The sequence below is a fragment of the Marinobacter sp. bablab_jr003 genome, assembly GCF_016464245.1.
Classification (GTDB): domain Bacteria; phylum Pseudomonadota; class Gammaproteobacteria; order Pseudomonadales; family Oleiphilaceae; genus Marinobacter; species Marinobacter vinifirmus.
The window spans coordinates 153,076-172,825 of record NZ_JADARC010000037.1 but is presented as its reverse complement, the minus strand read 5'-3'; the positions used below and the strand labels follow the sequence as shown (position 1 = coordinate 172,825).

The window sequence follows — 19,750 nt, the reverse complement described above, 5'->3', positions numbered from 1 at the left end:
TTATCGGAATGTCACCAGGGAAGGGTTCTCCGCTTCCAGGTGGCTGTAGTTGTTGAATACGGCCAGGCTGCGCCGGGGGCCGGAATACAGAATGCGGGACACGCTGGTGTTGGCGATTACATTGTTCATCTCCAGCGCCTTGCGGTCCGAGAGCTCCAGCAGGTGCTGGGCAATCACTGCAATGGGGCCGCCGGAGGTGGAGACGATCACATCAGCACCGCCGGCCAGCTCGATCAACTCATCCAGCGCTGCACCGACCCGCTGCCGGAAACCGATCCAGGTTTCGGCGTATTCGTGGTCGTACTCGCCACTGACCCAGCGGGCCACGGCTTTCTCGAACGCTTGCTGGAACGCTTTGGCTGGCTTGGGAAAGCTGGCCAGGTCCCGCGCCATTACCTGTTTATCTGCCCACTCCGGGCGCAGGCGCTCCACCACTTGCAGATGGTCGAATTCGTTCAGGCCCTCGAGCACCTGCATCCCCGGCAAGGCCGAGCCATAGCCGGTGGCGATGGCTTCCACGGTTTCACGATGGCGCTGAAGGTTGCCACCAAAAATGGCGCCGGGCTCCACCTTGTCCGCCAGCCAGCGGCCCAGGATCTTGCCCTGCTCCCAGCCGCGGGGAGACAACTGATCGTAGTTTTCCTTGCCAAAACTGGCCTGGCCATGGCGTACCAGATAGATGGTGGCCATTACAGGGTGCTCTCGCTGATCAGCCGCTGGCAGCGCTTTTCCAGGTAGTTGGCGGCATGGCCGAAGGCAGCAAAGCGCTTGTCCTTGGTCTGGCCGTGGTAGAAGCGGTAATAAATTTGCTGGATGATCACCGCCAGCCTGAACAGGCCATAGATTTCGTAAAAATCGAACTTTTCAGCACGAAATCCGGACTTCTCCATGTAGTAGTCCACCACTTCCTTCCGGGTCAGCATGCCAGGGCGGTGGGTGGGCTGGCGCCGAAGCATCTGGAACGGGCCTTCGTCGTCCGCTTCAATCCAGTAGGCCAGGCTGTTGCCCAGGTCCATCAGCGGATCGCCGATGGTGGCCATTTCCCAGTCCAGCACGCCGATCACTTCAAACGGGTTATCCGGGTTAAGCACTACGTTGTCGAAACGGTAGTCGTTGTGGATCACCACCTGGGCAATGTCGTCCGGCATCTTGTCATTGAGCCAGGCCATCACTTCTTCAAAGTCACCCACGTCTTCCGTACGAGCCTTCCGGAACCGATCGCTCCAGCCGCCAATCTGCCGCTGCACGTAACCGGCGCCCTTACCCAGCTTGTCCAGGCCTGCGGCCCTGGCATCCACGGTATGCAGGTCTACCAGCTTGTCGATCACGTTCAGGCACAGCTTGCGGGTGTCTTCAGCGCTCAGCTCGAAATCCTTGGGGAAATCCTGGCGCAGAATGATGCCCTTGAGCCGTTCCATCACGTAGAAGTCACAGCCCAGAACGCTGTGATCGTCGCAGATGGCGACAATATTGGGCACGTAGGGATACGCCGGCTTCAAGGCCTCCATCACGCGAGCTTCCCGCAGCATGTCGTGGGCAGACTTGGCAATCTTGCCGAACGGCGGCCGGCGCAGCACGTAAGACTGGTCGCCGTAATCCACCTGATAGGTCAGGTTGGACGCACCGCCCGGGTACTGCTTGATGCTCGGCTGGCCTTCCAGGCCCGGAATGGCCTGCTTCATGAACCGGTCAACAGCACCAACATCCAGCTCCTCGCCTTCGCGGATGTCTACGGCCTGGTCGATCTGTGTCATTCAATTTCTCCTGTGATGTGTTCAGGCTTTCGCCTTGCCACCCATCTTGCTCATCCAGCGCTTGGTTTCCTGGTGCATCAGCCAGTCAAACGCCCAGGGCGCATGGCGCTTGAGCACCCACATACGGCGCTCCTTGGCGTGGGGCAGCACCCAGAAATCCTTGTCTTTCACACTGCGGAAAATATCCTCGGCCACGTCTTCGGCGGTAATGCTGGAGCGCTTCATCAGTTTGTTCACGTTCTGCTGGATACCGGGAATGTCCGAACGCATGGTGCTGGTCAGATTGGTCTGGAAAAACGCCGGGCACACGCAGCTGACGTGAATACCGGCATCCCGTAGTTCCTGGCTGAGGGTTTCCGAAAGGGCAATCACGCCGGCTTTAGACACATTGTAGCTGTTCATCAAGGGGGCAAGCATGAGCCCGGCCATGGAGGCTACGTTCACAAACGCGCCGGAGCCTTGTTCCTTGAACAGCGGGGTGAAGGCCTTGCAGCCACGCACTACGCCCAGTACGTTGATGTCGAGGATCCATTCCCAGTCTGCCATGGTGGTGTCTTCAATGGAGCCTGCGGAGGCAACGCCGGCGTTGTTGACGACAACGTCCACGCCGCCCCATTTCTGTACCAGGTCATCGCGGACTTTCTCGAAGTCGCTCAGGCGGCGTACATCACACTCAACAAAGTAGCCTTCGCCACCGGCGTTGTTCAGCTCCGCTTCAACGGCTACACCCTGTTCCGGGTTGATGTCCCCGATGCAGACTTTCGCGCCCTCTTTGGCGTACCGCAATGCAATCGCCCGGCCCAGGCCACTGGCCCCGCCGGTTATGAATACCCTCTGTGTCATGTTCGTGCTCACCGTTTTTACGTTTGAGTTCGTTTTATATTTTGGAGTTCGCGTTCTTTTTGCTTTGGAGTAAGAGCTGCTACCGGGTAAGGCCTTCCAAAACACGCTCCTTCGGCACGTCCATGTGACGCTTGAGCTCCGCCATCCATGGCTCCGCACAGTTTTGGAAGGCCTTACCCGGCACCCGCTCCCATCACCAATACTGGCGGCCAAGACGAACACCCTGCTCCCAAGCCCGAACCAACGTCAGGACTTGTACTTCCGGAGCTCCAACCGGGCCACCATGGCTCGATGAACTTCGTCCGGGCCATCGGCCAACCTCAGAACCCGAGCGTAACCGAACAACGCCGTCAGCGGGAAATCGTCGTCGCTGACACCGGCACCGCCGTGAATCTGAATCGCATCGTCCACAATCTGCTGCAGCATCTTCGGCACCACCGCCTTGATCATGGAGACTTCCTGCAAGGCGCCCATGATGCCCTTGGTGTCCAGCGCCCAGGCGCACTTCAGGGTCAGCAGCCGAGCTTGTTCGATGTTCATTCGGGCATTGGCGATGATGTCCGGGTTGGCACCCAGTTTGGCGATCGGGCGGCCGAAGGCTTCGCGGGTCATGGCGCGTTTGATCATGATCTCCAGAGTGCGTTCAGCAGCGCCGATGGCGCGCATGCAGTGGTGTACGCGGCCCGGGCCAAGGCGGCCCTGGGCGATTTCGAAGCCGCGGCCGGGGCCGGCGATGATGGCGCTTTTGGGCAGGCGTACGTTGTCGAACAGTACCTGGCCGTGGCCATAGGGCTCGTCGTAGGCACCGAAGACCGGCAGCATGCGCTCAACGGTGATGCCCGGGGTGTCGAGCGGCACCAGCACCATGGAGTGACGGCGATGTTTCTGGGCGTCCGGGTCGGTTACGCCCATGAAGATGCCAACTTTGCAGTCAGGGTGGCCGATGCCGGTGCTCCACCATTTGCGGCCGTTGAGCACGACTTCGTCGCCTTCAACGGTGGCGGTGGCTTCCATGTTGGTGGCGTCGGAGGAGGCCACGGCCGGTTCGGTCATGCAGAAGGCGGAGCGGATTTCGCCGCTCAGCAGTTTCGGCAGCCACTCGGCTTTCTGTTCTTCAGAGCCGTAGTGGATCAGCACTTCCATGTTGCCGGTGTCCGGCGCGTTGCAGTTGAAGATTTCCGGGGCGATGAAGCTGCGGCCGGTTTCTTCGGCAATCAGGGCGTAGTCGGAGTTCAGCAGGCCGCAGCCGTATTTGTCGTCCGGGAAGAACATGTTCCACAGGCCCTGGGCCTTGGCTTTCTCCTTCAGTTCCTTGATGACCGGCAGTACTACCCAGCGGTTATCCTGGGAGGCAAGCTCCTTGTGGTACTGCTCTTCGATGGGATAGATCTCGTCGCGCATGAATTTTTTCACGCGGTTGAGGTAATCCTGGCCTTTCTCGGAAATGTTGAAATCCATGGTGCAGCTCCTCGCGCTTGCCTGCCCCGTTGGGGGCGCACTTTCAGTCAGATGGCGAACAGTCTAGGAGCCCATGTGCTATTACGCGACTGAATTGTTCTTATCATTTATCATTAGCACCACTAATTCAGATAACGGATTCCCACATGGCCCTGAATCGACTGGACCTGAACCTGCTGCACGTTTTCGACACCATCTACCGGGAAGGCAGCCTGACCCGTGCCGCCAAGGCCCTGCACCTGACCCAGCCCGCCATCAGCCATTCCCTGGCCCGGTTGCGGGATCACTTCAACGATCCGCTGTTTACCCGCCAGGGTAACCAGATGGTGCCCACGCCGCTGGCTCGGAGGTTTCTGGAGTCTATGCGCCCGGGGCTGAACCAGGTCCAGAGTGCGGTGAACCAGTTCCACGCCTTTGACCCGGCCACCCAGCGTAAAACCTACTCGCTCGGTTTGCGGGATGTGCTGGAGTCCACCTTCCTGCCTCAGTTGATGAACCGGCTGGAGCCTTATCCGGAAATGGAAATCGTCAGCCAGCGGGTGGCCAGGCGGGATATGGAAACCCAGCTGGCCGCCGGCAAGCTGGACTTTGCCATTGATGTGCTGCTGCCGGTGAGCAATCACACCAGCCATGAACTGCTGAGGCAGGACAGGCTGGTGGTGCTGGCCCGTGAAGGGCACCCCGTGGTGAAAAGGGGGCTGGATATGGACGCCTACCTGGCGGCGAAACACGTGCTGGTGTCGTCCCGAACCGAGGGGCCGGGCATTGAGGATTTCGAGCTGTCACGCCGTGGCGTTCGCCGCAATATCCGCCTGCGGTGCCAGCATTACTATGCCGCCTGCCGGGTGGTGGAAAGCTCGGACCTGCTGCTAACCATGCCGGAAACCTATGCCCGGATTATCGCCGAGCGTTCCGATATTCAGGTGATGAGCCCGCCGGCACAGCTGCCTTCGTTAGACGTGCACCTGTACTGGCACAAGGCCTATGAAGGCGAACCGGCGCTGGTGTGGTTCCGGGATCTGCTGCAGAGCCTGTCGGGGAATCAGTAAGCCCCCACCAGCATCAGAAAACCGAAGAAGCCGGTGGCGGTAATGCCCAGAGACACCGCCACAATCCCGAACCCCCACCAGATGGCGGCGCCATCGGAAATGTTCACACCATGGCCCCGCAGGGTGCGATAGAAAGCCCAGGGGCCCAGTACAAAGGCACCTGCCACGGCAAACACCAGCCCAATGGCAATGCCGGCAAAGGTCCAGGTGGCCAGCACCATGGCCCGGTCAGAGGTCTGGTCGGTTACATCGTGGTGCTCCAGGAACTTCTTGCAGAAGAACCACACCAGGGCAAACAATGCGGCCACAAACACCAGGCCGCCAATCAGGGTCATTATCCGGTACAGCACGCGGGTATCCTGTTAAAACATGATCAATCGGGGAACACCGGCTCCGGCAGGCACTCGAATCCGGGCCGGGCGAACAGATAGCCCTGGTACAGCGCAATGCCCTGGGATCGCAGCCAGTAATACTCTTCGGGCACTTCCACCCCCTCAGCCACAATCCGGCTGAGTAAGCCGTTCCAGAAATCAATTACCTGCCACTATAGCCAGCATGTCTTCAGGGGTAAAACAACAAATCCGGAAACACGGCTTTGCCACTGGCATCTGACCTGCCGGGAACTACACTGACGGTGTTGCATCACACCCTACAGCAAAGCATGAAGGAGGTTCGGGAATGGCCCAGACCGCTCGCATCGCCGTTACCCCCGGTGACGGCATTGGCCCGGAAGTGGTGGCAGAAGCCGTCCGCTGCCTGGAAACCCTGCGTGCAAAGCACGACCTGGCCCTGGAGTGGACACGGTTTCCCTGGCCCTCACACGCCTGGCATGAGGAATATGGCGAAAGCTGGCCGAAGGATGCCCTGCAGCAACTGAAAGCCTACGACGCCATTCTGCTGGGCGCGCTGGGAGACCCCGGGCCAATCGATGACACCAACCGTTACCTGCTTTCAGACAGCGTGTCCCTGGCACCCCTGCTGGAGATGCGCAAAGGCTTTGACCAGTGGGTGTGCGAACGCCCGGCCCGGTTACTGCCCGGCGCCCGCCAGTACCTGAAAGATGACCGAGCCAAAGACATCGACATGCTGGTGATCCGCGAAAACAGTGAAGGCGAGTATGTCAGCCAGGGTGGCCGCCTGCGCCAGGGCACGCCGGATGAAGTGGCGACCCAGATGGAAGTATTCACCCGCCGAGCCACCGAGCGGATTATCCGCTACGGTTTCGAGCAGGCCCGCCAGCGCGCCGCCGAGCGCGTTCAGGACGGCCGCACCCGCAGCTTCCACCGGTACGACGGTTCCACCTGTGAAAGCCAGGTGTGCCTGATAACCAAGCGCAATGCCCTGCGTTACTGGGGCGACATGTACACCGAGGTGTTCGAGGACATCGCCCGGGAATACCCGGATGTGGCCACCCACCACGAACTGGTGGATGCCGCTTGCATGAAGTTTGTATCCAGCCCCTGGGCCTTTGACGTGGTGGTGGCCAGCAACCTGCAGGGCGACATACTGACCGACCTGGCCGCAGTGATCTCCGGCGGTATGGGGGTGGCACCCTCCTGCAACCTGAACCCCACAGACCCGGACATGCCGTCGATGTTTGAACCCACCCACGGCAGCGCCCCGGATATCGCCGGCCAGGGCATTGCCGACCCCACCGCCATGCTGTTCACCACCGCCCGCATGCTCGACTGGCTGGGCCGCAAAGACCCGACCCTGGCCCAGGCCGGCAAGGAACTGTTCGATGCGGTGGCGGCAGACCTGGCCGAACACGGCGGAGACCGGCGCGCCACCCGTGAAATCGGCGACGCTATTTGTAAACGGCTGGCCCCGTGACTAGGCTGCAATAGAGAGCTATTCCATTCACTTCGGGAGGTATCCATGACCGACCACAAAGGCAAACTTTCTCCCCTGCTCAAGCAGGCTACCGGCATCACTGCCGCCAAGGGCGAAGGCGCCTACATTGTTGATACAGACGGCCGTCGCTACCTGGATTTCACCTCGGGTATCGGGGTAACCAGTACCGGCCATTGCCACCCGAAAGTGGTGGAGGCCGCCCAGAAACAGGTGGCCACCATGATTCACGCCCAGGCCACCACGGTGATGAATCCCCGGTTGCCGGAGCTGGCGGAAAAACTCGGCGCGCTCACGCCAGACCCGCTCAATGCCTTTTTCTTCTCCAACGCCGGCACCGAAGTGGCCGAGGGGGCTATCCGGCTGGTACGGCAGGTAACCGGCCGGCCCAACATCATTGTGTTCCATGGCGGATTCCATGGCCGCACCATGGGCTCGCTGTCCATGACCACCTCCAGCGTCGGCCTTCGGGCCGGGGTCAGCCCGATGATGGGTGGTGTCGTGGTTTCCCCCTTCCCCCACGCCTTCCACTACGGCTGGAGTGAAGACGAAGCCACTGATTTCTGCCTGAAAGAACTGGACCGCATCTTTGTCACCTATTCCGCCCCGAAAGAAACCGCTGCCATGCTGATCGAGCCGGTTCAGGGGGAAGGTGGCTACGTGCCCGCCAATGCCCGCTTTATGCAGGGGCTGCGGGAACGCTGCGACAAGCACGGCATCATGCTGGTATTCGATGAAGTTCAGGCCGGCTTCGGCCGCAGCGGCAAGTTCTGGGCCCACGAGCACTTCGGGGTAACGCCGGATGCCATCATGATTGCCAAGGGGCTGGCCAGCGGCTTCCCGATTTCCGCGCTGGCGGCGTCTGAGGAAACCATGGCCAAGGGCTGGCCCGGCTCCCAGGGCGGCACCTACGGCGGTAACGCAGTGGCTGCAGCCGCGGCCATCGCAACCATCGAGGTGATCCAGGAAGAAGGCCTGGTGCAGAACGCCGACCGCATGGGCAAACGCCTGTGGGACAACCTGCATAACCTGAAGAAAGACTACCCGGACATGGCCGATGTGCGTGGCAAGGGCCTGATGATCGGGGTGGAAATGCGCCGGGGCGAATGCCCGGACGGCGAGCGGGCCGGCAAGATTCTCAAGGAATGTGAGAAGCGGGGCCTGCTGATGCTGCGCTGCGGCCCCTACCAGGAAATCGTACGCTGGCTGCCGCCGCTGATCGTCAACGAACAGCAGATTGACGAAGCATGCGGCATCTTTGAGGAAGCCCTTAAAGCCACCGTCTGATCCTTGAAACGGCAACAACGAAAAACGCCAGGCGGGAAACCACCTGGCGTTTTTTATGGATGCCGGTCAGCGATCGAGGCAGGTTACTCCGCCATTACAAACTCCAGCCGGCCCGGGGCGACCCGGATATCCATGGGCACCAGGCCGAACATCCGCTGGGCGGTGTCGGTTTCATCCAGCCGGTATACCGGCATGGTTTCCAGCATCTGCGCCACCACCCGCATCACGGTATCGGTAACCGGGGCCAGGTCGCCCTTGAAGAAGGGTGAATCAATAGAGCTTTCCAGCAACTGCAGCCGGCGGATATACACGGCTTTTTCCTGGCTGTCGTAAACCGGGGCACCTTCCACTTTCAGGGCCAGGTCTACCGGCAGCCTGGTCATCAACGCGTTCAGCGCCACCTGCCCTTTCAGGTCGATGACCGCCACATCGCGACCGTCCGGCCCGAGGGTAATATCGGCATCACTCAGGCTCAGGCTGAGCGGCGAACCGCTGTTCAGCTGCTCACGGTCGTACTTGGCCACGGCATTTTTCAGGTGGCCTTCGATTTCACCTTCGGAAATGGAATACGGGGAAAAGCTGGCACAGCCGCTGACCAGCACCACGGCAAACAGCGCAGCCAGTCTCAGGAAAGGTTTCATTACGTCCGTCATAAGTCAGTCTCCTCGGAAATGCCACTATAGTGCGGCATCTCCGGGGCACTGACAACTTAAACTCCGGTATCAGAACTGTTGCTTGGCCATCCAGGGAATGATCCGGTCGAAGGCTTCATCCAGCCGCTCACAGGGAGTGGAGAAGCTGAAGCGCAAGGCGTTGGTGCAGCTTTCGCCAAAGGCATCCCCGGGCACGGCACAAACGCCGGTTTCCTTGAGCATCCGCAAGGCTACATCAGAGCCGTCCACATGGGGCGGCAGGTTCGGGAAGGCATAGAAGGCGCCGCCGGGCTTGTAGCCGGTGAGGTATGGCGTCTGGTCGATCAGGTCCACAATCTTGTCCCGCCGCTCCCGGTATATATCCACCATATCCTTTACGCATTGCTGGTCGCCGTTCAGTGCGGCCACCCCGGCAAACTGGGCGGGTGTGTTGGCCACCGACGTGGTGAACATGTGGTACCGGCGCAGGGACTTGATAGCGGCCTGGCTGGAAATCACCCAGCCTACCCGCAGCCCGGCCATGCTGTAGGTCTTGGAGAAGCTGCTGATGCACATGATGTTGTCCAGGTCCATGGAGCAGTTGAGCACACTGGCAAAGTCATCGTCATCAAACAGCATGTGGTCGTACACCTCGTCGGCGTACACTTGGATGCCCCGGTAGGCACATTCTTCCAGGATGGTCTCCACGGTACTGCGGGGGTAAACCGCGCCGGTGGGGTTGTTCGGGTTGTTCAGGATCAGCGCGAAGGTGCGCGAGCCCATGGCCCGGATCACTTCGTCCGGGTCCAGCTGGTGGTCGTTCTCTGCTCTGGTGGGGATGAACTTCACCTCGCCCCCGGTCATGCGGATCAGTGGCGCGTATAGCAGGAAAGACGGGTCCGTCACGATGAACTGCCGCCCAGGGGCCGAAGTGGCGGAAATGGCCAGGTACATGGCCTCGGTGGCGCCGCTGGTCACCAGGATGTTATCGCGGGTGAGTTTGCGGTTATATCGTTTGCCATAATAGTCCCGCAGCGCTACCAGCAACTCCGGCAGGCCGGCGTCCATGGTGTAACCGGTCTGGCCTGCATTCAGGGCATCCACATAGGCGTCGATAATGTGTTTCGGCGTTGGCAGGTCCGGCTGGCCAATGGAAAGATGGATTACATCCTTCATGGTGGCTGCCATATTCACAAGGCGGCGAATGCCGGATACCGGGATGGCCTGCATGGCCGGGTTCCAGCTGGCCTTCGCCTTACGGTACTTCATTTTCCGCGGCTTGGACTCACCTGTGTCCTTGTTTACCGGGTCTGCCATATGCACCTCCACGCATCAGGAAATAAAGGCCTGATTGCAGCGTAGTCACGAAAAATGAGAGGTACAAGGAAACCGCCAACATTGACCCCGGCCGGCCCCGCTACCAGACTATAAAAAGACCATTAAACGCCTTCAGCAATCTCCGGAGTTGAAATGACCGAATCCCGCCAACCGGTTATCACCGTTCTGACCGCCCCGGGCGAAGATGCCCCGGCCGGCATCGAAGCCGTCAAAGCACGGGCCGAAGTGCGCTTTGCCTGGGACGAGCAAACCCTGCGGGACACCCTGCCCGGCACCGACGTGATGATGGTGACCGACTTCCGCACCGAAGCGCTGGAAGCCGCCTGGCCGGCTGCAGACCGCCTGCAATGGATTCACGCCACCAGTGCCGGGGTAGATGCCCTGATGTTTCCGGCGTTGATCAAGAGCGATGTTATCGTCACCAACGCCCGGGGTATTTTCGACCGCACTATTGCCGAATATGTGTTGTGCAGCATTCTGATGTTCGCCAAGGACTTTCCCCGCTCCATCCGCCTTCAAGACAAGCACCAGTGGCAGCACCGGGATACCGAGCGGGCAGAAGGCAAGCAGGTGCTGGTGGTGGGCGCGGGCTCCATCGGCCGGCAGATCGGCCGGCTGGTGAAGGCCATCGGCATGCACCCCCACGGCATTGCCCGCACGCCCCGAAAGACAGACCCGGACTTTGAAGCAGTGCACGGCAATGACGAACTTTATGACCAGCTCCGGCACGCGGATTTTGTGGTGATTGCGGCACCGCTGACGCCCCAGACCGAGGGGCTGTTTGATACCAAGGCCTTTGCGGTGATGAAGAAATCCGCCCGCCTGATCAACATTGGCCGTGGGCCGATTGTGAAAACCGGGGACCTGGTGAAGGCGCTGGATGAAGGCGAGATTGCCGGGGCGGCGCTGGATGTGTTCGAGGAGGAGCCGTTGCCGTCTGATCATCCGTTGTGGGAGCGGGAGAATGTGATTATGACGGCGCACATGGCGGGCGATTTCATCGGCTGGAAGCGGGCGCTGACCGATCAGTTCCTGGAGAACTTTGACCGGTGGCACCAGGGAGGGGAGCTGTTCAATCTCGTTAATAAGGAGCTTGGGTACGCTGGTTAGCTAAGACTCCGGCACCGGAGCGGCTGGTCGGGTAGGGGCTTCCAAAAACCGCTCCTTGCGGCACAACACCTGAACTCAAGGGCCCCAAAACAAAACGGGAGCCCAAAGGCTCCCGTTCTGAAACAAACTTAAAAGCTAAAACCTCAGCCCCCCGAAAGCGACTGCTCCGAAGGATCCAGCTCCATCTGCTGAATGGCAATTACCGCCTGGGTCCGGTTACGAACCCCAAGCTTGCGGAACACCGCTGTAATATGCGCCTTGATGGTCGCCTCAGAAACATCCAGATCATAGGCGATCTGTTTGTTCAGAAGCCCCTCGGCCAGCATACCCAGCACTCGGAACTGCTGCGGCGTCAGTGACGCCAGGCGCTCCGAGAAGTCCGTGGTCTCAGCCTGCATGCGTTCGATCTTGTCCGCTACGCCTTCCGGCAGCCAGACATCACCTTCCAGAACTGCCTGAATGGCCTCGGTAATGGTTGGCAGCGGTGCACTCTTGGGAATGAACCCGGAGGCACCGTAGTCCACCGAACGGCGCATAACCTGCAAGTCTTCCGATCCTGACACAACCACCACCGGCAAGCCCGGGTACTGGCCACGCATGAACACCAGCCCCGAGAAGCCGTGGGCACCCGGCATATTCAGATCCAGCAGGATCAGATCGGCATCCGGGTGCGACTCTACCGCCGCCTGCAGGGCCTTGATGCTGTCGACCTCTACGGTCTCGGCATCCGGCACCGCCTGATTGACCGCCTGTTTCAATGCTGCCCGAAACAACGGGTGATCATCAGCGACGATAATTGTTTGTGTCATTCAACAGATTCCTCTCAGGTTAAGGGCTGTCGAGGGCCGGGTTATTTGAACTCGCGGCTGTCGATCAGCTCATCCACTACGCCCGGATCAGCCAGGGTAGAAGTATCACCCAACTGATCGTGCTCATTAGCGGCAATCTTACGCAAAATCCGGCGCATAATCTTGCCCGATCTTGTCTTGGGCAGTCCAGGCGCCCACTGGATCACGTCCGGAGAGGCAATCGGGCCGATTTCCTTGCGCACCCACTGCACCAGTTCTTTCTTCAGTTCGTCAGACGGCTCTTCGCCCTGAACCAGGGTTACGTAAACGTAGATGCCCTGCCCCTTGATCTCGTGCGGATAGCCTACCACAGCGGCTTCGGCCACTTTTTCGTGGGCAACCAGCGCGCTTTCAACTTCGGCAGTACCCAGGCGGTGGCCGGATACGTTCAGTACGTCGTCCACACGGCCGGTAATCCAGTAGTAACCGTCTTCGTCGCGACGGGCACCGTCACCGGTGAAGTACATGCCTTTGTAGGTGCTGAAGTAAGTCTGGATGAAGCGCTCATGGTCACCGTAGATGGTGCGCATCTGGCCCGGCCAGCTGTCCATGATGACCAGGTTGCCCTCGGTCTTGCCTTCCAGGATGTTACCTTCGTTATCCACCAGCGCCGGCTGTACGCCAAAGAACGGCAGGGTAGCGGAGCCCGGCTTCAGGTCTACTGCGCCCGGCAGCGGGGAAATCAGGATGCCGCCGGTCTCGGTCTGCCACCAGGTGTCCACAATCGGGCACTTGCTGTTACCGATAACCCGGTGATACCACTCCCAGGCTTCCGGGTTGATGGGCTCACCCACAGAACCCAGCAGCTTCAGGCTGTCACGCTTGGTGCCGCTCATGCAGGACTCGCCTTCGGCCATCAGGGCACGGATAGCGGTCGGTGCGGTATACAGGATGTTGACCTGGTGCTTGTCCACCACCTGCCCCATGCGGGAGCTGTCCGGGTAGTTGGGCACACCTTCAAACAGCAGGGTGATGGCGCCATTGGCCAGCGGGCCGTACAGGATGTAGCTGTGGCCGGTTACCCAACCGAAGTCAGCGGTACACCAGTACACGTCGCCATCGTGATAATCGAACACGTACTGGTGGGTCATGGAGGCATACACCATGTAACCACCGGTAGTGTGCAGAACGCCTTTCGGGGCGCCGGTAGAACCGGAGGTGTACAGCATGAACAGCGGGTCTTCCGCGTTCATCGGCTCCGGCTCGCACTCGGCCGAGGCGTTTTTCATCAGGTCTTCGTAGCGGGCATCGCGGCCTTCGGTCCAGGGCACCTGGTCGTTGCCGGTGCGGGTGACCACAATCACGCGTTCAACCTTGGCGTCTTCCTCATGCTTGAGGGCGGCATCCACGTTTTTCTTCAGCGGTATGGCACGGCCGCCACGCAGGCCTTCGTCGGCAGTGATCACAAAGCGGGATTTGCCGTTAACAACGCGGGCTGCCAGTGCTTCCGGAGAGAAACCACCAAACACCACCGAGTGGATGGCACCGATACGGGCACAGGCCAGCATGGCAACGGCAGTTTCAACAATCATCGGCATGTAGATGGTGACGACATCACCCTTCTTGACGCCCTGATCTTTCAGTACGTTGGCAAACTTACAGGTTTCTTCGTGCAGTTCGCGGTAGGTGACGTTGCGGGAAACCGAGGGATCATCGCCTTCGAAAATAATGGCGGTCTGGTCTGCACGGTCTTTCAGGTGACGGTCCAGGCAGTTGGCAGAGGCGTTCAGCACGCCGTCTTCAAACCACTTGATGGACAGGTTGTTGTAGTCGTAGGTGCTGTTCTTGACCTTGCTGTAGGGCTTGATCCAGTCCAGGCGCTTGCCGTGCTCGCCCCAGAAGGTGTTCGGGTCTTCTACCGACTGGCGATACATGGCTTCGTACTGTTCGCGGGTAACCAGTGCGCGATCGGCCACTTCCGGACTCACCGGATATACCTGTTTATCAGTCATTGTGCTCCCCCTATTAAGAGTCTGTTGTCATTATGGGTTTTCAAAATTCAGGGTGGTGGGACTTTATCAGTCCTTCTTAAGACAGATACCCGTAGTTCAACATGTGTGCCACTACACAATGAATTAGACTAACGTCCAAATGGCATTCTCATAAGGCAGTAATCCGGGCCAGGACAGGTGCCTGGCCGGGCCCGGTGAGGTAGCGGCTCAGGCCGCTTTTTTACGCTGGCGGGAAGATTTCAGGCTGTAGACCTTGCGCTCTTTCAGCGCATAGCGGTTCAGGCCGGCAAGGTGGATTTTGCGCAGGTAGTGCTGCCAGTCAATCGCCTTGGGATCAACCGGAAACAGGGCTTTGTCGGTCTGCCCCATCCGCTCGGCAAGGTCCTGCAGACGGTCGTTGCGGAACACATAATCCGGGGCGGTATAGAAACCGAAGATGGTCGCCAGGGACTGGGTGGTATCCAGGTTGCGCAGCCATTTCAGGTCCCGGGAGTTGCCCAGCAGTTTCAGCACCCGGTCTGTGATGCTCAGAGGCAGGCGAACGCCGCTCACCACCAGGTCAAACAGGCCCCGGTTTACGGCGACAAAGGGCTTGCTCGGCTGGCGGTAGAACAGGTGGTCATAGGCGGCATAGTTGGTTTTCGATTCTTCCATCAGGTGATCGATAAACTGGCCCAGGGTAACCGGGTTGGAACCGCCACTGCAGCACTGGTAGATGTGCTGTTCACCCGGCTCGGCCAGGGCTTCTGCCAGCCCCATAATGATGGCGTTGGCCACCAGGTCGACCGGTATAACATCAATAATGCCGGAGCGCTTGCCGGGGAACAGGGTGACCTTTTCGCGGGCGTAGGCCAGGATGATGGCATCAGCCACCTTGACCCCTTCAATCCAGCCGGGCGCCGGTTCCTCCAGCGCACTTTCGATAATCGAAGGCCGCACGATGGTCAGGCTCCGCCCCTGCAGTGCTTTCATCAACAGCTGCTCGCCCAGCCACTTGGTGAAGGTATAGGTGTCGCTCCAGCCATAGCGGTTGGCCTCGCGAATGCCCAGCTCCACCAGTTTCTTTTCCAACGCTTTACCGGTGTAACGGGAGCGGACATCCTCGATCTTGTCGTGCAGCAGTCGCACCAGGTCTTCAATCTCGTAATAACCTTCGGGCGATTGCGGGATAGCCTCGCCTGCCGGCTTGATCACCGCCTCGGCCACCTGCCCGGAGTTCATGCCATTCACATAGCAGGTGGATACCTGCAACACCGCCAGGGCAGGATTCATGCGGGCCAGCTGTGCGATGTTTTCCAGGCACAGGGTGTTGATGGTCAGCGCCTTGTCGAGTTCTTCCCGGAAATTCACACTGGCTGCGGAGTTGATGACCGCATCCAGCTCCATGGCCAGCTTGCGGCAGGCCGGCTCTCCCAGACCAAAGCCGGGCTCGGTGACCTCACCGGTTACACAGTGAATGCGGTCTTCGAGGAAGGCATCGAATGCTTCGGTATCTGCCTCGCGGAGGCGGTCGAACACCGAGGATGTGGCGATTTCGTTCAGAAAGCGGCTGCGGGCATCCGGATGGCGCTTGTTGCCGCGGATAAGCAGATAGATACCACCGATATCCGGAACCGCCCGGATCAGCTTTTCCAGTACCACCTTGCCGAGAAAACCGGTTGTTCCGGTAATCAGCACTTTTTTGCCGCGTAACTGCTCCAGCACCCTTGACGATGCTTCACCGCCGCTGACCTGCCGTTTTGTCATGGTAGAACTCCTTCTCTGATCTTCACGTAGCCGGCAACGATGCCAGCAAACCGGTACCTGCATAATGCGGGCCACGAAAACGATATCGCTCAATTCTTGCACACCACAGGTGACAGGGTGGTGACAGACTGCAAACTTACACAACCCGGACCGACAATAAAATGACGAACCAGACTGCACATTATCAGGGCAGCTGCACCCTGCCGGCACACGGCTCTATTCCAGAATTCACACTTCAATTATTGATTGTCTGACACTCTTATTATAAATATTGACGCAGTTTGCAAAGCGTTGCAGAGCGTTACTTTGTGTATCCGGAAATGCGGCCTACTGCACATATTTCGACCACAGCCTTCTCTAAGCTCGATCCATCACAACCGATCACCGCACCGGCTTACGCCGGATCAAAAACCATAAAAACGGTGACGGCCCCAGGGAACAAGAACGAAGGCTGCAGTGATATGCGCGACAAATATAAATACATCGGCCCTGTTTACGACTTTCTGAGCAACCTCTACAGCGGCAAGAACATCCACCGCTGCAAAACCGCCATGCTGGACGTGGAAACCGTGAAACCCGGCGACCGCATTCTGTTTGCCGGCGTTGGCCATGGCCGCGATGCCATTCGCGCCGCCGAGCTGGGTGCCGACGTGACCGTGGTCGACCTGTCCGAAACCATGCTGCGCAAGTTTGCCGAAGCCCAGCACAGCGAGGCACCAAACCTGACCATTCGCCGCATCCACAGTGACATCATGAAGGTGGATGAATTCGAGCAATACGACATGGTGGTGGCCAACTTTTTCCTGAACGTTTTCGACGAAGACATGATGGTAAAAGTACTGGAACACCTGATCCGGCTGGGCAAGGCCGATGCCAAGGTGGTTGTCGGTGACTTCTGCTACCCCACCGGAAACCTGCTGTCCCGTCTGTTCAAGAAAATGTACTGGTATATGGCGGTGTTCACCTTCTGGCTGTTTGCCAACAACGCTTTCCACAAAATCTACAACTATCCCGAACACATGCAGCGCCTTGGCCTGCAGGTAACGGAAAAGAAAAAGTTCAAGCTTCTCAACATGGACTGTTACTGGTCGATTCTCGGGCAAAAGCAGGCCTGACCCCTGCCCGCCGACCAAAACAATAACAACCGGATAACGGGAGCTTCACCATGACCGATCAGATTCTCGCACTCGACAGCGTCAGGGACCTGGCCGATGGCCAGTTCTCCTTCTCCGAGCGGGTTAACTACCTGAAAAGGTACGGAGCCCACACCCAGTCGTTCTCTACCCTGCAACCGGGCATGCAATACTTTGACGTGCCCGGCATGGGCTACATTGCCTACATGCGCAAATGGGGCGGCACCTTTGTTTTGTCTGACCCGGTCAGCGCGCCCGAACACTTCCCTGCCATCCTGGAACGCTTTCACCAGAAATTCCCAAATGCCTGCTACATCCAGGTATCCAAGCCGGTGGTGGATTTCCTGCACCTGCGCTTTGGCCTCTACGGCACCCAGTTTGGCAGCGAATCCCGGATCGACCTCCGTAAATGGAGCCTGAGCGGTAAGAAGAAGCAGATTCTGCGTACTGCCCTCAACCAGGCTGAAAAGAGCGGCATTACCGTTAAAGAACGGTTCAGTGACGACCACACCCGGGAAATTTCCGAGGCCTGGATTCGTACCCGCAAGTGCAAAAGTAATGAAATCCGTTTCCTGATCCGGCCGATGGAAATGGAGTACCGGGAGAACGAGCGCCACTTCTACGCCTACCAGGACGACAAGGCGGTGGGCTTTATCTACTTTGACCCGGTGTATCGCAACAACGAAATCATCAGCTACGTGCCCAATATTTCCCGGGCCAACGCCGATTTCCGCCAGGGTATTTTTTACACCCTGATGGCACATGCCATGGACGTGTTCAAAGAAGAAGGCGTGCCTTACCTGGATCTGGGCCTGATCCCGCTATCGCTGGATAAAACCACCGAGCACCAGGAAAGCCGGCTGCTGAAATCGCTGCTGCACGGCGTCTACGAGAAAGGAAACTTCCTTTATAACTTCAAGGGGCTGGAGTTCACCAAGTCACGCTTCCGCGGTGATGACTTCAAAACTTACTGCTGCCACAAGCGGGCAATTCCGGCGCTGGAGTTCCTGGCCATGTTCAAACTGACCCGGCTGCTGTAACGCCGGGCCAGTGGCCAGTCACCTGCCCCACCGGAATTCCCATCTCAGCCAGGAACAGACCCATCTGTGGCGCTACCTCGCCGGTAAAGCAGGCTTCCCGGACAACCGGCAGCCCTGCCTCCCTGGGTGTCTCCGCCTCTGGCAAACGTCCGGCTTCCTCCAGCCAGTAGGCCACCCTTCGGGCAATCGCCTCACCAGACTCTACCCAATAGCGCACGTCCGGCAGGCTTTTGCGTAACCAGGGCAGCAACAGCGGGTAATGGGTACAGCCCAGCACCACGGTATCAACCCCCGCTTCCCGCAGCGGTTGCATGGCCTGGTCCAGATCCTGTTGAGGCGGCTCGGCACCGGACACCAGGGCTTCGGCCCAGAGCACCAGGCCCGGATGCCCCAACCGAACCACCTGGCAATCCACCGCAAACTCGCGCACCAGGTCGTCCAGGTAAGGTCGCCGCACCGTGGCCGGGGTAGCCAGCAAGCCGATGCGCCGGTTCTCACTGCAGGCGGCGGCGGGCTTCACCGCCGGCACCACTCCCACCACCGGAATGTCCGTTCTGGACCGCAGGCTGGGCAAGGCCACGGTACTGGCGGTGTTACAGGCAATCACAATGACATCGCAGCGCCACCGGGCCAGGCACCCCATGATCAGGCCACAGCTGCGCTCGATCACCACCTGCTCCGGTTTATCGCCATAAGGGAAGCCGGCGTTGTCAGCCAGGTAAACAAGCTCGGCCCCCGGCAGGGCCTGGTGAATGCAGGACGCCACACTCAGGCCACCCACGCCGGAATCGAACACCAATACCCTGGGACATGCATCAGCCATGGTCAGTTACCCGACCCACCGGCGATTTCCTTTTTCATGGCACTGATCAGGCGGCCGGCAATGGTTGTTTCCGGCGGGATCGGCGGATGCTCCTCCGGCGTGAACCAGCCAGCTTCGGCCAGCTCGTCTTCCTGCAGCTTCAGCTCGCCGCTTTTATAGTCCGCCAGGAAGCCAACCATCAGCTGATGAGGAAATGGCCAGTGCTGGGAAGCCTGGTAGCGGATATTGGTCACTTCCAGGCCGGTTTCTTCCATCACTTCCCGGGCCACGGCCTGCTCCAGGCTTTCGCCCGGCTCGACAAACCCGGCAATCAGGCTGAAGAAATTTCGGGTTACCCGGGCCGACCGGGCCAGCAGAAAACGATCATCCCGGCGAATCACAGTAATGATGCAAGGGGCAATCCTGGGGTACCAGGGAATGTTACACCGGCCACACCAACGGGCGCGCTCCCGGGGATGCGGCCCCGTGCGCTCGCCACAGCGCCCGCAATAGCGATGGTCCTGCCACCACTGCCACACCTGGAAACCGGTACTGAGCAGTTCGGAAGGGGCATCAGGCGTATGCAACATGGCCTCGCGCAGGCTCAGGGTTTCCAGCCCGGGCAGGCCGGTGTCGGGCAATGCCGTCACATATAACCTGCGGCCGCCGACGGTGCCCAGCGCCAAGGCTTCCGGCCGGCTGTCACCCATTTCCGGGCCGCCCCAGGTCAGAAACCAGCCGTCACCGGGTTTGAGAATGCTGTTGCCGGCAAACGCCAGTAACAGGTCCCCCGGCTCCGGCCCCTGTTCAGACCAACCCGGTACCCATTGCATATTTTGATCGACCATACCCTTGCCTTGTACCTGCAGCGATTACGTTCCGTGGCAATGTACCACATCACATTCAC

Annotated in this window: 19 protein-coding genes; 6 read left to right on the top strand and 13 right to left on the bottom strand. The window is 59.4% G+C overall.

What is annotated here, in order from left to right; translation table 11 throughout:
* From H3Z84_RS03700 to H3Z84_RS03685, 4 genes are all read right to left on the bottom strand, one after another.
* A complete protein-coding gene (locus H3Z84_RS03700) occupies positions 1-690 on the bottom strand; it encodes a histidine phosphatase family protein (RefSeq protein ID WP_022988612.1) in 690 nt (229 codons plus the stop codon).
* On the bottom strand, positions 690-1,754 hold the full coding sequence (locus H3Z84_RS03695) for a phosphotransferase family protein (protein ID WP_058340265.1): 1,065 nt from the start codon (positions 1,752-1,754) through the stop codon (positions 690-692). The genes H3Z84_RS03700 and H3Z84_RS03695 overlap by 1 nt, the downstream gene beginning before the upstream one ends.
* 21 nt (positions 1,755-1,775) lie before the next feature.
* Positions 1,776-2,597, bottom strand: coding sequence for an SDR family oxidoreductase (locus tag H3Z84_RS03690; protein WP_199456346.1), 822 nt, complete (start codon positions 2,595-2,597; stop codon positions 1,776-1,778).
* 246 nt (positions 2,598-2,843) lie between these two features.
* Entirely contained in the window at positions 2,844-4,055 is a 1,212-nt protein-coding gene (locus tag H3Z84_RS03685; RefSeq protein ID WP_199456344.1) for an acyl-CoA dehydrogenase family protein, read from the bottom strand.
* Between the two features lie 146 nt (positions 4,056-4,201).
* On the opposite strand from H3Z84_RS03685, the gene H3Z84_RS03680 reads away from it, so the two are divergent.
* Positions 4,202-5,104, top strand: a complete 903-nt coding sequence (locus H3Z84_RS03680) for a LysR family transcriptional regulator (protein ID WP_199456342.1) — start codon at positions 4,202-4,204, stop codon at positions 5,102-5,104.
* Here the strand turns inward: H3Z84_RS03680 and H3Z84_RS03675 are convergent.
* A complete protein-coding gene (locus H3Z84_RS03675) occupies positions 5,098-5,454 on the bottom strand; it encodes a hypothetical protein (RefSeq protein ID WP_199456341.1) in 357 nt (118 codons plus the stop codon). The genes H3Z84_RS03680 and H3Z84_RS03675 overlap by 7 nt on opposite strands.
* 23 nt (positions 5,455-5,477) lie before the next feature.
* The gene (locus tag H3Z84_RS03670; protein WP_227498298.1) at positions 5,478-5,639 is read right to left on the bottom strand and encodes an EAL domain-containing protein; all 162 of its coding nucleotides are present in this window, start codon (positions 5,637-5,639) and stop codon (positions 5,478-5,480) included.
* Positions 5,640-5,782: 143 nt separating this feature from the next.
* On the opposite strand from H3Z84_RS03670, the gene H3Z84_RS03665 reads away from it, so the two are divergent.
* Positions 5,783-6,937, top strand: a complete 1,155-nt coding sequence (locus H3Z84_RS03665; protein WP_022988605.1) for an isocitrate/isopropylmalate dehydrogenase family protein — start codon at positions 5,783-5,785, stop codon at positions 6,935-6,937.
* A gap of 45 nt (positions 6,938-6,982) precedes the next feature.
* Positions 6,983-8,242 carry an aspartate aminotransferase family protein gene (locus H3Z84_RS03660; RefSeq protein ID WP_199456340.1) on the top strand — a complete coding sequence of 420 codons (1,260 nt, stop codon included), beginning with the start codon at positions 6,983-6,985 and terminating at the stop codon, positions 8,240-8,242.
* 83 nt (positions 8,243-8,325) lie between these two features.
* Here H3Z84_RS03660 and H3Z84_RS03655 read toward each other — a convergent pair whose 3' ends face one another.
* The gene (locus H3Z84_RS03655; protein WP_228285691.1) at positions 8,326-8,895 is read right to left on the bottom strand and encodes a DUF1439 domain-containing protein; all 570 of its coding nucleotides are present in this window, start codon (positions 8,893-8,895) and stop codon (positions 8,326-8,328) included.
* Between the two features lie 69 nt (positions 8,896-8,964).
* Positions 8,965-10,191 (bottom strand): pyridoxal phosphate-dependent aminotransferase, encoded by a 1,227-nt coding sequence (locus H3Z84_RS03650; RefSeq protein ID WP_022987986.1) that lies wholly within the window; start codon positions 10,189-10,191, stop codon positions 8,965-8,967.
* A gap of 153 nt (positions 10,192-10,344) precedes the next feature.
* On the opposite strand from H3Z84_RS03650, the gene H3Z84_RS03645 reads away from it, so the two are divergent.
* Positions 10,345-11,322, top strand: a complete 978-nt coding sequence (locus H3Z84_RS03645) for a D-2-hydroxyacid dehydrogenase (protein WP_199456339.1) — start codon at positions 10,345-10,347, stop codon at positions 11,320-11,322.
* A gap of 143 nt (positions 11,323-11,465) precedes the next feature.
* On the opposite strand, the gene H3Z84_RS03640 is transcribed toward H3Z84_RS03645, so the two are convergent.
* The 3 genes from H3Z84_RS03640 to H3Z84_RS03630 all read right to left on the bottom strand — a co-directional run bounded on the left by H3Z84_RS03640 (position 11,466) and on the right by H3Z84_RS03630 (position 15,868).
* A complete protein-coding gene (locus tag H3Z84_RS03640; protein WP_022988856.1) occupies positions 11,466-12,131 on the bottom strand; it encodes a LuxR C-terminal-related transcriptional regulator in 666 nt (221 codons plus the stop codon).
* Positions 12,132-12,172: 41 nt separating this feature from the next.
* Positions 12,173-14,122: an acetate--CoA ligase gene (gene acs / locus H3Z84_RS03635; RefSeq protein ID WP_199456338.1), complete on the bottom strand. Its 1,950-nt coding sequence runs from the start codon at positions 14,120-14,122 to the stop codon at positions 12,173-12,175.
* A 207-nt stretch (positions 14,123-14,329) separates the two neighbouring features.
* A complete protein-coding gene (locus tag H3Z84_RS03630) occupies positions 14,330-15,868 on the bottom strand; it encodes a fatty acyl-CoA reductase (protein WP_199456337.1) in 1,539 nt (512 codons plus the stop codon).
* A 461-nt stretch (positions 15,869-16,329) separates the two neighbouring features.
* Between H3Z84_RS03630 and H3Z84_RS03625 the strand changes: the two genes are divergently transcribed.
* Together H3Z84_RS03625 and H3Z84_RS03620 are read left to right on the top strand one after the other, a co-directional pair.
* Positions 16,330-16,983: a class I SAM-dependent methyltransferase gene (locus H3Z84_RS03625; RefSeq protein WP_058340275.1), complete on the top strand. Its 654-nt coding sequence runs from the start codon at positions 16,330-16,332 to the stop codon at positions 16,981-16,983.
* Between the two features lie 50 nt (positions 16,984-17,033).
* Positions 17,034-18,041, top strand: coding sequence for a DUF2156 domain-containing protein (locus H3Z84_RS03620; RefSeq protein ID WP_094624692.1), 1,008 nt, complete (start codon positions 17,034-17,036; stop codon positions 18,039-18,041).
* Here the strand turns inward: H3Z84_RS03620 and murI are convergent.
* Positions 18,019-18,864 (bottom strand): glutamate racemase, encoded by an 846-nt coding sequence (gene murI, locus H3Z84_RS03615; RefSeq protein WP_199456336.1) that lies wholly within the window; start codon positions 18,862-18,864, stop codon positions 18,019-18,021. The two genes, H3Z84_RS03620 and murI, sit on opposite strands and share 23 nt — an antisense overlap.
* 2 nt (positions 18,865-18,866) lie before the next feature.
* Positions 18,867-19,691, bottom strand: coding sequence for an NAD(+) diphosphatase (gene nudC / locus H3Z84_RS03610; RefSeq protein WP_199456334.1), 825 nt, complete (start codon positions 19,689-19,691; stop codon positions 18,867-18,869).
* Positions 19,692-19,750 lie beyond the last annotated feature (59 nt).